The organism is Chitinophaga sp. (assembly GCF_039596455.1).
Lineage (GTDB): Bacteria > Bacteroidota > Bacteroidia > Chitinophagales > Chitinophagaceae > Chitinophaga.
In genome coordinates this window covers 534,706-547,564 of record NZ_JBCNJR010000001.1, presented here as the reverse complement: position 1 = coordinate 547,564, position 12,859 = coordinate 534,706, and the positions used below count along the sequence as shown (strand labels likewise).

Sequence of the window (12,859 nt, the reverse complement as noted above, 5' to 3'; positions counted from 1 at the left end):
CAGTTTTTATCTTAAACCCTGTTCAGGAAAAATGTTTGCAATGCTTTTACATAGTCTTCGTCAGTACGGATGCTGATCAGCTCCGCCCCGCTTTTCAGGAAGGCATTCCGGCAATACTGCGCGTGCTGCTGGAACTGGTGGGCATAGTGCTGTCGCACCCTTTTATCTCCCGTGTCTACCCACTGCGAAGCGCCAGTTTCGCCGTCTGTCATCTTGATCATACCTACGGCGGGGAGGTCTTTATCCCGCGGGTCGTACACCTGTACGCCTACCACATCGTGCCGTTTGGCGGCAATGTTCAGCGCGTCCTGGTAGTTGCCGGAGAAGAAGTCGCTCAGCAGGAAAACGATGCTGCGCTTTTTGGCGGCGTTGTTGAAGAAACGCAGCGTTTCGGATATGTTGGTGCCTTTTCGTTTAGGTGTGAACGATAGCAGCTCGCGGATGATGAAAAGGATATGGGATTTGCCTTTTTTGGGCGGGATGTATTTCTCCATGCCGTCACTGAAAAAGATAACGCCTACCTTGTCATTGTTCTTGATGGCGGAAAACGCCAGCACGGCGCACAGCTCCGTTACCAGGCTGCGTTTGGTATGCGTGGCGGTACCGAAAGACTCGCTCTCGCTCACATCCACCAGCAGCATTACCGTCAGCTCCCTTTCTTCTTCAAATACCTTGACAAAGGGGTGATTGAAGCGCGCCGTCACGTTCCAGTCTATAGACCTTACATCGTCCCCGAACTGGTAATCCCTCACTTCGCTGAAAGACATGCCCCTGCCCTTGAAGGCGCTGTGGTACTCTCCTGCAAAGATGTGGTTGGTGAGGCCTTTGGTCTTGATCTCCAGCTGGCGCACCTTCTTGAGTATTTCTGAAGTTTCCATGGTTTGCTGTTTATGGCACTTCCACTGCGTTGAGTATTTCGCTGAGGATGTTCTCACTGGTTACGTTCTCTGCTTCCGCCTCATAGGTAAGGCCTACGCGGTGGCGCATTACATCAAAGCATACGCTGCGCACGTCTTCCGGTATTACGTAGCCCCTGCGTTTCATGAAGGCATAGGCTTTGGAAGCCAGGGCCAGGTTGATGCTGGCGCGGGGAGAGCCGCCGTAGGCAATGAGCGGTTTCAGCTTGGCCAGCTTGTACTCTTCGGGGTTGCGGGTGGCAAACACCACGTCTATGATGTACTGTTCAATTTTTTCGTCCATATACACTTCACGTACCAGCTTGCGGGCTTCCAGTATTTCCGTGGGGTTCACCACCGGGTTTATTTTGGTCTGGCCTTCCGGCTGCAGGTTCTGGCGGATGATGTGGCGTTCTTCTTCTTTGGTGGGGTAGCCTATTACCACTTTCAGCATAAAACGGTCTACCTGCGCTTCCGGCAGGGTATAGGTGCCTTCCTGCTCAATAGGGTTTTGCGTGGCCAGCACCAGGAAGGGCTCTTCCAGCTTGAAGGTAGAATCACCAATGGTGATCTGGCGTTCCTGCATGGCTTCCAGCAGGGCGCTTTGTACCTTGGCAGGGGCCCGGTTGATCTCGTCTGCCAGGATGAAGTTGGCGAAAATAGGGCCTCTCCTTACCACAAACTCATTACGCTGCTGGTTGTAGATCATGGTGCCTACCACGTCTGCCGGCAGCAGGTCTGGCGTAAACTGGATACGGGAAAAACGGGCATTGATGGCAGACGCCAGAGATTTGATGGAGAGCGTTTTGGCCAGGCCGGGCACCCCTTCCAGCAGCACGTGCCCCTGGGCCAGCAAGCCTATCATCAGGCGCTCCACCATGTACTTCTGGCCTACTATCACCTTGTTGATCTCCATGTTCAGGAGGTCTACAAATGCACTGGCCTGGTGAATCCTTTCGTTAAGTTGGCGGATATCGTACGATGTATTTTCCATGTATTTACATTTCGTAAGTTGCTAAAATAGTGATTCTGCTCTTTAAACGTACTGCCATGGCGGGTATGCGCCGTTAAAATGCTGTTAAAACACCTTGCTGAACAGCCTCCCCGGTAAACAGATATGGTTTAAAAAAAATTCCAATTTAAGAAAGCGTCCGGATATTTACATCAATTTTTTGGGTAAACCGTACATTTGTTGTCCGTTTAAGGCAGCAATCGCTATGCCATGAATATAAAACATTAAAAACCAGGGGATGGACCAGGAAGATTTTGCAACAAGATGGAAAAAAGTGGAAGACATGCTGCGGGAGCGTTTTGGCAAAACGCCCAATATGGAAGCCATTCTTTTACTGATAGGGATACAGGAGCTGAATAGCCCGAAAAAGAAGTTTACCAAAGAACAAAAGCAAGACCTGATGCACATTGCCGTGTGCACCTTGCTTACCCAGAGCGGGTATTACGAGCCGGAGGGCCGTGACCGTGATGGCTGGCCACATTTCAAGAAGCTGCAGCCCGTGCCCAAAATGGGGCTGGAGGAACAGGAGCGGTTTTTAAAGGAACATGTGATCGCCTATTTTGAAGAGTAACCATACCCGCCGCCCATACAAGCACTAAAGTTGCAGAGTGCGACGCAACGGCGGCTGAACCGGCATTACCAACGCCCGGCCCATAAAACTGACCCGATGCATAAAACACTACTCCTTTCTTTTTTGCTGCTGGCCGCCATGGCCACCCAGGCCCAACGTAACCGCAAAGTGAAGGTTACCACGGATTACGGCACCATGGTGATCAGGCTGTATGACCAGACGCCGAAACACCGGGACAATTTCATCAGGCTGGTGAAACAACATTTTTATGATAGCCTGCTGTTTCACCGGGTCATCAAACAGTTTATGGTACAGGGCGGAGACCCGTTGTCCAAAAACGCCGCGGCAGGCGCCCTGCTGGGCGAGGGCAGTGTAGGCTACACCGTGCCGGCTGAGTTTCAGCTGGACCTGTTCCACAAAAAGGGCGTGCTGGCCGCTGCGCGTGACAATAACCCGGCCAAAGCCTCTGACGGGTGCCAGTTTTATATTGTACAGGGCAAAAAGTTTACAGACGGGCAGCTGGATACGCTGGAGCAGACCCGCCTGGGAGGCCGTAAAATACCGGTAGACCAGCGGGAAGTGTATAAAACCATAGGCGGTGCGCCGCACCTTGACCAGAATTACACCGTGTTTGGCGAAGTGATCAGCGGCCTGCCCGTGGTAGACAGCATTGCCGCCGTGAAAACAGACAAGAACAACCGTCCGTTGCAGGACGTACGCATGAAAATCAGGCTGAAAAAGAAGTTCCTGTTTTTCTAAAGGCCTGTTAACGAAGAAGTTTTTTATTATTCTGGCCTTAAACCTTATTTTTACGGCTCAAAATCAAAACTGACATGAATTTTCCGTCACAACTGCGTTACACAAAAGACCATGAATGGGTTTTGTTAGAAGGCAATACCGCGAAAGTAGGCATTACCGATTTTGCACAGCGCGAACTGGGAGACATTGTATTTGTAGACATCACTACCGCAGGCAAAGCATTGAAAGCTGAAGAGATCTTTGGAACGGTAGAAGCTGTGAAAACCGTATCAGACCTGTTTTTGCCGGTATCCGGCACAGTGGGCGAAGTGAACCCCAAGCTGGAAAGCAGCCCTGAACTGGTTAATTCCGATCCCTACGGAGAAGGATGGATGGTGACCATACAGGTAGACAACCCGGCGGATGTGGACGGCTTGCTGACTGCTGACGCTTACAAAGCGCTGATCGGCGAATAGTATAATGAACGAAACGAACTCAAATAAAATGAGGATGATCCGGTATTATTTACCCGCCTTGGGATGGATCATCCTCATTCTTTTTTTATGCACCATGCCCGCGTCTGCCGTGCCCAAAAGCGGGTTGTTTGACCTGCTGCACATGGACAAGATCGTGCACTTTTTCCTCTTTGGCGGCACGGTGCTGCTGCTGGCATACGGCTATTACCGGCAGAAGGGGCGCATCAGCACGCTGGCCTTGCTGTGCCTGGCGCTGGTGGTAAGCTTGTATGGCCTGGGTATTGAATTTATCCAAAAGTATTTTACCGCCAACCGCAGCTTTGAAATGTGGGACGTAGCGGCAGATGCAGCCGGCGCGCTGTGCGGCGCGCTGATTTTCGGGCTTGTTGGCAAGCGCTTTCTCAAATAGAAATTTTTCTTCTCAAAATGATACGCCTGCGCTCAAAATGAGCGCATTTTTTTTGTGTAAAATTCAGTTGCACTGAACTTATATTCAATTATCCGGAAAGTATTTCAGCTTTTACCAGTTTGATTTGGCGGGTGTTTTTCATTCTTCTAATATTGCTCCCATAGCAGTATTAATCATGAATATAGGCTCGCAGATAAGAAAAGTACGGGAAAGCAAAAACGTAACGCAGGATTTTATGGCTGCGAAGTTAGGCGTTAGTAAAACGTCTTATGGCAACATTGAAAGGAATATGATCAAACGGTTAACATGGGCTATGGTGATGGCCATTGCAGAGGTATTGAACGTGCATTATTCGGAACTGTTGGGCGAACAGGCGCCGCGGGGCAGGGGAGAGCGTGGCGGCAGGCCGCCAGTGGGTTGGCAGGCGGTGATGAACTGTTTGCAGGCTTTGCATGAGAAGATGGACAACCTGGAAAAGCAGCTGCAGCATATGCAATGACCATTGCCGCACATCCATTGTTTGTTACACTCCTAGAACTGCAGGCGGAAGCTGCCGAAAATGCCGAAACGTTTTTCATACGGCTCGTTAGGCAAGGGCTTGGGAGCAAGGCGCCATACAAAATCCACCCGCAAGAATTTCAGGATGTTTTCCACGCCCGTGCCTACCTCAATGTAAGGGTTGCCTTGCAGTGTTTTGAAGGGGTAACCGGCATTGAGGTTCATGGCCTTGTTGGGCTCAGACAATTTGCCGATGATGCCTTTGGCCGTCCAGAATTGCCGCAGCTTGAGCTTGCGCACCAGCGGAATGTAGTTGAACACGCCGTTGCCGATGGTATGTTCCAGGTTGAAGCCGGCGTATTCGTCGCTGATGAACTCAAAACGGTTCATCATGTTAAAGGCGTATTTGTTGTAGTAATAAATTTCATTGCCGGGGTGGATCTCCAGCAGGGGGTAAGGCAGGGGCGAACCGAATATTTTACCGCCGAAGAAATTATAGTACAGCTGGCCGAAGGGAGGCAGCTTGACATAGTCAGACACCGTGAAGGCAGCCTTATGGTAGTTGTAGTTGCTCTTCATTACACCTTTCAGGCCAAGGGCATATTTCAGCTCTACAATCGGGTATTTGCTGCCAAGGCTGAATCGGTAGTAATTCCCTTCCAGGAATTCTTCGCGGAAGGCATAGCGTAGCTTGAGCGCTACTTCCATATTGGTAAGAGGGTCCAGCCCCGTGCCGTTATGCGGGAAAAAGTTGCCGGTGGGCAGGGGGGCGAAAGGCAGGAACTGTTTATGCGCTACAGAAAAATGATGGGAGAAACCGCTGAAATATTCCTTGTAAAACTCGCCCCGTTTTTCGTCTATCAGCATAAACTTTTGCGGCACATTGGGCTTGCGGATGGCGAGCGAGAAGATGTTGTCCGTACCCACTTCATCATAATAGCTGGCGCCGTTATCGAGGTCACGTACAAAGGAACCGTAAACGTACATGCGCGGGTGGCGTTTGAGCAGCCAGAGGGCGGATATTTTGCCCTTGAAGCGGTCGTCTCCAAAGCCGTAAGCCAGGTAGCCGTTGAGGTAAAGGTCTTTGTGGAACTGCGGGGTGGTGCCCAGGTCCAGCCGCATACGGAAACCTTCCAGCCGGTTCCGGGAGAACAGGTACCAGTACGGCCCCCATTCCAGCGGGCCAAAAGGTTTGTAACCCGTGGCCAGAAAGCGGATGGTGTTGGAGTACTTCTGGAAAAGCGGCATCTTTTGCAGCGTGTCTACCATTTTGTAAATGGCCATTTCGTTTTTGCTGAGGCCTTCGTGGCGGTGGCCCAGCCAGAAAGAGTCGGGGCGCATGCGCGCGCTGTCTGCCACCACAATGTTTTGCGGGTAGCGTCGCTCCGTAAAAATGTTGGTGGCCGCAGTGTCGTTCACCACAATGTTGTTGTAAGACGTGGTTTTACGGCCTATGAACTCAATGGTTTTGGTAGGCTTGGGGCTGGGCGTCCAGAAGTCTACAATGAATTTATCTTTGGCCAGGAACCACCCGCTGCTGTCTTGCATGGGTTTGAACTCCTGCACCAGGCTTATTTTTCGTACAAAGTTGATATTCGCGTCCCCAGGTACGGACAGGCTCATTTTCTGGATGGCGTAAGTAGAATCCTGCACCCATACTTCACCTACAAACACGTTTTCACCCTTGCGGCGGGGCTCAAAGTTGAGCTTGATGAAACGGTGGTTGTTGACATATTGCGTGTCTGTAATGCGGTAGTGGTAGTACATGGCGCCGCTGTTATTGACCGGGCTTACAAAGCTCTTGTCAAAAACGGGGATGAAGTTGTCATACACATTGATGTTCTGGTACATGCCGCCCAGGAACTTGGTTACGCTCTCGTTATCCAGCCCCGAAGTGCGGCTGGCCTTGATCACCTCCTTGGTTTTTTTCGGGTTTTTCTGGAAGTAGTAGTCAGAAATGCTTTCCGTGAGGAACACCGGCAGAAAAGGCTGGTTTTCCGTAGTGCTGTCTATATTTTTCAGGATGAAGGAAAACGGTTTGGTGAAGCGGTTTTTAGACAGCTTGCTGGTGTTAAGGTTCTTGATGTCCAGCTCCAGTTTGTTATACACCTCATAGGTATAGCTGTCAAGCCGGTCGTAATTGTTGTAGGGCTTGCGGCGGATGATCTGGCGGAGCAGGATGAGGGCAAAGTTGACGTTGGCCTTTACTTCATACTGCTTGAGGGATACGTCTCCCCGGCTGATCTCGAACGTCAGGGTTTGTTCCTTCTGCTGCCTGTCTACGAACAATACCAGCCTGTTATACCCCATTACTCTCACCAGCAGGGAGTCAGACGGGATGGAAGACAGCTCGAAAAGAAAGGCGCCTGCCGCATCCGTTACCATGCCGGTATTTGTGCCAACAAATTGTAAAGTGGCAAAAGGGATCAGTTCCTGGGTATGCGCGTCCTTTACAATTCCACTGATCTTATATTGAGCGCTAAGGGGAAAGAAGCTGATGGTACAAATAATGAAAGCTATGGTTCGTTTCCAGCCGGTCATACATGAGGCAAATTAGATATTTTCACAGATACAACGTTCAAGCAGGTATAAAACGACATATTTATAACAAATATTTATGGTTTGTTTGATGTACGGATAAAGGAAATAAAATGTTACAGCTGGTAACGGCTTGCTGAAAGTTCCCTTTGTACACTGTGAATAACGTGCCAAATATTTCATAGCTTTGACACACAAAGTGCTTTTCTATGAATGAGCAACAACATCTTGACACGCTGACGGATATTAAACGTATAATGGAACGGAGTACCCGTTTCATGTCTCTCAGCGGCCTGGGGGGCGTTGGCGCCGGTGTTAGCGCGCTGGTGGGTGCGTATTTTGCCTGGGACCTGCTTTCTGCCGCCCCGGAAGGGTACCAGCGCACCAGTGAAGCCGTGCTGGTGTTTCGCCTGTTGCTGATAGCGGGCGCCGTGCTGGTGGCAGCCTTGGGCGCCGGTTTCTATTTCACCTGGCGCAAGGCGCAGCGGCAGGGTTTGCCTATGTGGGACGCGGCCGCACGGAAGGTGTTCATCAACCTGGCTATTCCCCTGATTGCCGGCGGCCTGTTCATCCTGGGCCTGCTGGAGCATGGGTACCTGGGGCTGGTGGCGCCGGCATGCCTGGTGTTTTACGGCCTGGCGCTGGTGAATGCCGGCAAATACACGTTAACGGATATACGCTACCTGGGGTACGCGGAAATCATCCTGGGCATTATTGCCCTTTTTAACCTCTACCACGGCCTCCTTTTCTGGGCGCTTGGTTTTGGCGTACTGCACATTTTGTACGGCACTATTATGTGGTGGAAGTATGAACGTTCACCCGCGGAATAAATCAGCATGGCCATGAACCCGATAGGTAACCTGAATAAAGTATTCGAAAGCCGCATCCGCCTGGGTGTTATGAGTGTATTGATGGTGAACGAAGAAGTGAGCTTTAATGACCTGAAGGAAGTGCTGGAAGTAACAGACGGCAACCTTGCCTCCCACCTGAGTACGCTGGAAGAAAATGCATACATCAAAGTGCATAAAGGGTTCATTGGCCGTAAAACAAATACTACCTATTCTATTACCAAAGCCGGGGAAAAGGCTTTCAAAGGCCACCTGGCCGCCCTGGAGACCATGATCAAATTCAGCCAGTAAACTTTCCCGGATGCAAACAGTTCGCAACAGGCTGCGCAGTTTCCGCTTTGCTTTTAACGGCATACTGGCCTTTCTGCGCAGCGAGCCCAACGCCCGCATTCACCTGGCCGCTACCATAGTGGTGGTGGCATTGGCCTGCTGGCTGCGGTGCACACTGACGGAATGGATACTGTTAACGCTCGCAATGGCCCTCGTCTGGATCACCGAAATGCTGAACACCGCTATCGAAAAAATAATGGACCACCTCAGCCCGGAACACCACCCGGCCGTAAAATGGATCAAGGACGTGGCGGCTGGAGCGGTACTGGCAGCGGCCATTGCCGCAGCGGTAACAGGAGCGCTGATCTTTGTCCCGAAATTTTGCTGAGCCTGCACAGCTGACATAAAGAATGAGGGCGCGCCATTGCCGGCGCGCCCTCATTCTTTTATGCAAAATATACTGTTCTAGAAGTCAACTCCCATGGCAAAGGTAAACAGCGGTTTGCCGCGGAAGAAGCCCGTCATGGGCCAGCCGGCGTCTACCCGCATAAAATAGCCCAGCAGCGTGGTCCTTGCACCAAACCCATAACCTCCTACAAACGGCCCAAGGAAACCTTCCTTGATGCGCACGGTAATGCCGTCAGGACTGGTGTACGTGGTATAGTTGGCATCCTTGAAGCTGAGCTTCTGGTTCCAGGCGGTACCAATGTCTACAAAGCTCATCAGTTGCAGGTTGCGGAGAAACGCCGAGTTGATGGGCTTGTCAAGGAAGGTAGTAAATACCGGCAGGCGCAGCTCCGTATTCATCAGCATTACGTTGTTGCCGTTTTTGATGTTCTGCTTGTAGCCACGCATATTCACCGCCAGTGTCTGGTAGGCGTAGTTGTCTGGCGAAACGGGCGTGTTCCGGTAAATGTCCGGTTTAATGAGCCAGTTGTCTACACCGCCCAGGAAGTAGATCAGTTTACGGCTGCCCCATGACATATCTACGGCAAAACGCGTAGCCCATATGAAGTTGCGGTGAATTTCAACGTAATGGCGTATTTCACCGCCCATGTTGTAGGTGAGCTTGCCTTTAGGCGTTACTTCATTGAACAGGGTGTTGCGGTTGCTCTTGATCTGGGCCATCAGGTCTCCGTACACCTTGTAGCGGGTCCCTTTGTAGATGTTGATGGCGGGGTTGAGCGTATTGTCATGTACGTATTCCAGGCGGGCCAGTACGTTGGTTTCCTTGAAGTTTTCCTCTTTCAGCGAAGGCACATCGTTAGCCAGTACTACCAGTTCGTCCGTCCGGATACCACCCATCAGGCGGATGCTGCGCACCACGTCAAACGGATACCTCACCTCCACCTGGTAGATGTTGGTTTTGTTCTTGATGGGGTAGGTACCCATGGTGGTGTCTGTGTAAACGCCCAGAGAGGCCTTGTCTACCTTGCGGTAGTAGGTGAATTTATAGTCGAACCTTCTTTTCAGGTAAGAGAACGAGAACATGTACTCCGTACCGTCAAGCGCCAGCGGAATACGGAAGGCGCCGTTGAACTTGTAGTCTTCCATAAGGTCGCTCACGCCTATGCGCACCAGGCCGTTCACGGGGTCTGTAAGCCGGATGGGCGAGCTGGGCGGCCCAAAATAGGGCTGGTACCTGTTCATGAGCACGGAGTTGTCTATTTGCGCCACCAGGTAATCAGAAGAGAACTTGAGCTTGTAGTTGCTCAGCCGCGCCAGCTTCAGCACGGGCGGTTCTTCCCGGGTTTCGCGGGCCAGTACGGTGGCCGCGCTGGTAGTATCTGCGGGCTCGTTGCCGAATTCGTTCAGGAAGAAGTTGTCTTGCTTGGTAGCTGTATCTTTCTGATAGTAGCTGGGCAGCCCCAGTTTCAGGCTGTCTTCATGCATCTTCTGCGCCATAAAGCGTGTAGGCCTGGCCGATACATTCCTGCGCCGGAGGGTATTGGTATCCACTTTCAGCTTGTACAGGCGTTTATAATCTCCTACCTGCACCACTTCAGACACCATTCCCTGATCCCCGGCAATGCGGGATTCCTTGATGCCGTACTGGTAGTTGGTAACAGGGAATACATACGTGGAGTCATTGGTGATGGTGACCGCCTGCACAGAGTCTGGCGCTGTGGAGCCGTATTCTGCCAGGGCGGAATCCAGCTCTTCCTTGTCAGGGTTATGCAGTATTTCGGCGCCTACAAAAAACAGGGAGTCTACACCTGCTCTTTCGGCCTTGAAGAAACCGGCGTAGCGGTTGTTGATGCCATTGGCATCACTCACAAAAGTGAAGTGGGTGGTGTTGTACTGCACCGGCAGGCGGGCATTGCCGTAGGGCAGGTCCGTCAGCTGGGAGATCTGTTTTTCGGAAGATTTGTTCCAGTTGTCTATCAGGAAGATATTGTACCGGTTATGGGGCAGCACGGTATCAGCGCTGCGGGCTTTGGTAGACGGCCGGTTGGAGGAGTAGATGATGCCGCTTTTACCCGGGAAGGCCACAAAAGAGGGGTCCAGGTCGTCATACACGTCATTGGTGATCTGCTCCGTTTTACCGTTGCTGATGCTGTAGGTGAAAATATCGGTATGCCCGTTCTTTACGGCAGACAACAGCAGGGAATTATCAAACTCAAAGAAATACTTCATGTCTATCACCCGGTCAAACTGCGGAAGGTCCTGGCGGATGGTGGTTTTGCTGATCAGGTCGTACACCATCAGCTTGGTTTTGCCTTCATGTTCGTAAACAATGGCCAGGCGGTTGCCTTTCTGGTTCCAGGCCAGCAGCGGGTAATTGGGGTCAAGCTTGGAGGTAAGCTGCCGCACGCCGCTTCTCAGCAGTACCTTGGAAGTGCTCCAGCCCAGGTTGATCTTCACTTTGTAAAGGCCCTTGGTGTATTCCACCACGGCGTAACTCCGGTTCTGAGGGTTGGCCTGGTAGCGGTAATAATCCCTTTTCCCTATTTCGTGAGAAACAATGCCTGTGCCGCGGGTTACCTGCCGGCGCCGGCGGTTGTCTTCCTGGTAGCGCCGCAGGGTGTAGGTCATAAAGTCTTTCTGGGCGTCTTTCGGCTTCATGTGCAGCACCTGTTCAAAACCCTTCTTGAGGCCCCGGTTAATACGGGTAATGTACATCAGGTAAGGCACGGCGTCTTTCCCGAATTTGCTTTCCACATAATACCAGAAAGCCTGGCCCGCCAGCAGCGGCTTGTCAAAGGCCAGCTGGTTGAAGGTGGAGTATTTGCCGGAAAGCATGGTGGCTTTCAGCTCGTCATCCAGCTTGGGGTTCCAGTTTTCAGCGGCATAGGCTATGAAACCGTCTGTAAACCAGTTGGGGAAATCTATCAGCACGGCATTGCCGGCAAACTCCCCGATGTCTTCGCCAAACAGCAGGGTTTCCAGCATCACGCGGGCAATGCCCTGGCGTATCTGCCGGCGCAGGTTGGCATGGTCCCCGTCAAAATATACCAGCAGCTTGTTGCCCACCAGTTTGGTAACGCCGCCGGTATTTTGCCAGTCTATGCCGATGCCTATATTGGACTGCTTGAACTCTCCGAAGTTGTTATACACCACAATATTTACCTTCTGCCGGAACGTATACTCCATAAATTCCTCCATGGAAGGCAGCTCCTTTTCGGCCGTTTGTGCTACATACTTTCCAAGCTCCAGGCCGTTTTGGGCAAAATAGGTATTGAAGTGGCGGGTGGTGTAAAAGCGCCATTTGAAGTTTTTGTGCTGAACCCGGTTCTGGCCAAATTCAACCGTATTCGTCTGTGCCTGAACGTGAAACGTGCCAATCAATAGGATAAAGGAAAGAATGAATGACCTGGTAATAAATCGGTTCATACGGAAAGTATTGATAATATTGTGTTGCAAATTAAAATTAGCAAAAATCATCCAACAATGCTTGAAATCAAATATTTCACAGTGAATCCTCTCCAGGAAAACACGTATGTCCTTATAAACGAAAAAAAGCAGTGTATCATTATAGACCCGGGCTTTTATTATGAAAATGAGCGGGAAGAGTTCCTTCAGTTTATACGGGAAAGCGGCCTGGAAGTTGTCCGGCTGATCAATACCCACTGCCACCTTGACCATATTTTCGGCAATGCGCTGGTGGTCAAAACCTTTGGGGTGGGGCTGGAAATCCATGAAAAAGACCAGGTGGTGCTGGACCGTTCTCCGCAGTCAGGCCTCATGTACAACCTGCCGTTTGAGCCTTCTCCCATGCCCAAAAGCTACCTGAAGGAAGGGGAAAAGGTGATATTGGGGGAGGACGAGCTGGATATTCTCTTTACTCCCGGCCATTCCCCGGGCAGTATTTCCCTGTATTGCGCCAAACAGCAATTTGTGATAGCCGGAGATGTGTTATTTAAACAAAGTGTAGGCCGGTCAGACTTTCCGGGGGGTAATTTTGAAACACTGGCCCGCAGCATCCGGCAGCAGTTGTACACCTTGCCTGATGATACGGTGGTATACCCTGGCCACGGCCCTTCCACCACCATCGGGTTTGAGAAGGTGCACAATCCTTTTGTGCCGGAAGACCCCACCAGCCGGTTTGCCTGAGGGGCAGGGTTTACGGGTTGAGGGATTGCTGGCATGATGAGCCCGGCAG

The 12,859-nt window shown here is 51.3% G+C and carries 13 protein-coding genes; 9 read left to right on the top strand and 4 right to left on the bottom strand.

What is annotated here, in order from left to right:
* Positions 1-11: 11 nt before the first annotated feature.
* Both ABDW36_RS02210 and ABDW36_RS02205 read right to left on the bottom strand, forming a co-directional pair.
* The gene (locus tag ABDW36_RS02210) at positions 12-878 is read right to left on the bottom strand and encodes a DUF58 domain-containing protein (protein ID WP_343700245.1); all 867 of its coding nucleotides are present in this window, start codon (positions 876-878) and stop codon (positions 12-14) included.
* Between the two features lie 10 nt (positions 879-888).
* The gene (locus tag ABDW36_RS02205; protein ID WP_343701697.1) at positions 889-1,812 is read right to left on the bottom strand and encodes a MoxR family ATPase; all 924 of its coding nucleotides are present in this window, start codon (positions 1,810-1,812) and stop codon (positions 889-891) included.
* Positions 1,813-2,146: 334 nt separating this feature from the next.
* Between ABDW36_RS02205 and ABDW36_RS02200 the strand changes: the two genes are divergently transcribed.
* The 5 genes from ABDW36_RS02200 (at position 2,147) to ABDW36_RS02180 (ending at position 4,601) form a co-directional block, all read left to right on the top strand.
* Positions 2,147-2,479, top strand: coding sequence for a hypothetical protein (locus ABDW36_RS02200; protein WP_343700244.1), 333 nt, complete (start codon positions 2,147-2,149; stop codon positions 2,477-2,479).
* A gap of 96 nt (positions 2,480-2,575) precedes the next feature.
* Complete coding sequence (locus ABDW36_RS02195) at positions 2,576-3,238, top strand: peptidylprolyl isomerase (protein WP_343700243.1); 663 nt, start codon at positions 2,576-2,578, stop codon at positions 3,236-3,238.
* A 74-nt stretch (positions 3,239-3,312) separates the two neighbouring features.
* Positions 3,313-3,693, top strand: coding sequence for a glycine cleavage system protein GcvH (gcvH, locus tag ABDW36_RS02190; protein WP_119077971.1), 381 nt, complete (start codon positions 3,313-3,315; stop codon positions 3,691-3,693).
* A 58-nt stretch (positions 3,694-3,751) separates the two neighbouring features.
* A complete protein-coding gene (locus ABDW36_RS02185; protein WP_343700242.1) occupies positions 3,752-4,102 on the top strand; it encodes a VanZ family protein in 351 nt (116 codons plus the stop codon).
* A gap of 175 nt (positions 4,103-4,277) precedes the next feature.
* The gene (locus ABDW36_RS02180) at positions 4,278-4,601 is read left to right on the top strand and encodes a helix-turn-helix transcriptional regulator (RefSeq protein WP_343700241.1); all 324 of its coding nucleotides are present in this window, start codon (positions 4,278-4,280) and stop codon (positions 4,599-4,601) included.
* A 32-nt stretch (positions 4,602-4,633) separates the two neighbouring features.
* Here ABDW36_RS02180 and ABDW36_RS02175 read toward each other — a convergent pair whose 3' ends face one another.
* Positions 4,634-7,141, bottom strand: coding sequence for a DUF5686 family protein (locus tag ABDW36_RS02175; RefSeq protein ID WP_343700240.1), 2,508 nt, complete (start codon positions 7,139-7,141; stop codon positions 4,634-4,636).
* 206 nt (positions 7,142-7,347) lie between these two features.
* Here ABDW36_RS02175 and ABDW36_RS02170 point away from each other — a divergent pair, with 206 nt between their 5' ends.
* From ABDW36_RS02170 to ABDW36_RS02160, 3 genes are read left to right on the top strand one after another with little or no spacing between them, the layout of a single operon-like run.
* Positions 7,348-7,968: a hypothetical protein gene (locus ABDW36_RS02170; protein WP_343700239.1), complete on the top strand. Its 621-nt coding sequence runs from the start codon at positions 7,348-7,350 to the stop codon at positions 7,966-7,968.
* Positions 7,969-7,980: 12 nt separating this feature from the next.
* Positions 7,981-8,277 (top strand): transcriptional regulator, encoded by a 297-nt coding sequence (locus ABDW36_RS02165; protein WP_343700238.1) that lies wholly within the window; start codon positions 7,981-7,983, stop codon positions 8,275-8,277.
* Positions 8,278-8,287: 10 nt separating this feature from the next.
* Entirely contained in the window at positions 8,288-8,644 is a 357-nt protein-coding gene (locus ABDW36_RS02160; protein ID WP_343700237.1) for a diacylglycerol kinase family protein, read from the top strand.
* A 77-nt stretch (positions 8,645-8,721) separates the two neighbouring features.
* On the opposite strand, the gene ABDW36_RS02155 is transcribed toward ABDW36_RS02160, so the two are convergent.
* On the bottom strand, positions 8,722-12,090 hold the full coding sequence (locus ABDW36_RS02155) for a hypothetical protein (RefSeq protein WP_343700236.1): 3,369 nt from the start codon (positions 12,088-12,090) through the stop codon (positions 8,722-8,724).
* A gap of 57 nt (positions 12,091-12,147) precedes the next feature.
* Between ABDW36_RS02155 and ABDW36_RS02150 the strand changes: the two genes are divergently transcribed.
* The gene (locus ABDW36_RS02150; protein WP_343700235.1) at positions 12,148-12,810 is read left to right on the top strand and encodes an MBL fold metallo-hydrolase; all 663 of its coding nucleotides are present in this window, start codon (positions 12,148-12,150) and stop codon (positions 12,808-12,810) included.
* Positions 12,811-12,859: the final 49 nt, after the last annotated feature.

Bases quoted from the DNA above. Each gene is read 5' to 3' on its own strand.
- ABDW36_RS02210 (WP_343700245.1), bottom strand. From the start codon at position 878: ATGGAAACTTCAGAAATACTCAAGAAGGTGCGCCAGCTGGAGATCAAG.
- ABDW36_RS02205 (WP_343701697.1), bottom strand. From the start codon at position 1,812: ATGGAGATCAACAAGGTGATAGTAGGCCAGAAGTACATGGTGGAGCGC.
- ABDW36_RS02200 (WP_343700244.1), top strand. From the start codon at position 2,147: ATGGACCAGGAAGATTTTGCAACAAGATGGAAAAAAGTGGAAGACATG.
- ABDW36_RS02195 (WP_343700243.1), top strand. From the start codon at position 2,576: ATGCATAAAACACTACTCCTTTCTTTTTTGCTGCTGGCCGCCATGGCC.
- gcvH (WP_119077971.1), top strand. From the start codon at position 3,313: ATGAATTTTCCGTCACAACTGCGTTACACAAAAGACCATGAATGGGTT.
- ABDW36_RS02180 (WP_343700241.1), top strand. From the start codon at position 4,278: ATGAATATAGGCTCGCAGATAAGAAAAGTACGGGAAAGCAAAAACGTA.
- ABDW36_RS02175 (WP_343700240.1), bottom strand. From the start codon at position 7,141: ATGACCGGCTGGAAACGAACCATAGCTTTCATTATTTGTACCATCAGC.
- ABDW36_RS02170 (WP_343700239.1), top strand. From the start codon at position 7,348: ATGAATGAGCAACAACATCTTGACACGCTGACGGATATTAAACGTATA.
- ABDW36_RS02165 (WP_343700238.1), top strand. From the start codon at position 7,981: ATGAACCCGATAGGTAACCTGAATAAAGTATTCGAAAGCCGCATCCGC.
- ABDW36_RS02160 (WP_343700237.1), top strand. From the start codon at position 8,288: ATGCAAACAGTTCGCAACAGGCTGCGCAGTTTCCGCTTTGCTTTTAAC.
- ABDW36_RS02155 (WP_343700236.1), bottom strand. From the start codon at position 12,090: ATGAACCGATTTATTACCAGGTCATTCATTCTTTCCTTTATCCTATTG.
- ABDW36_RS02150 (WP_343700235.1), top strand. From the start codon at position 12,148: ATGCTTGAAATCAAATATTTCACAGTGAATCCTCTCCAGGAAAACACG.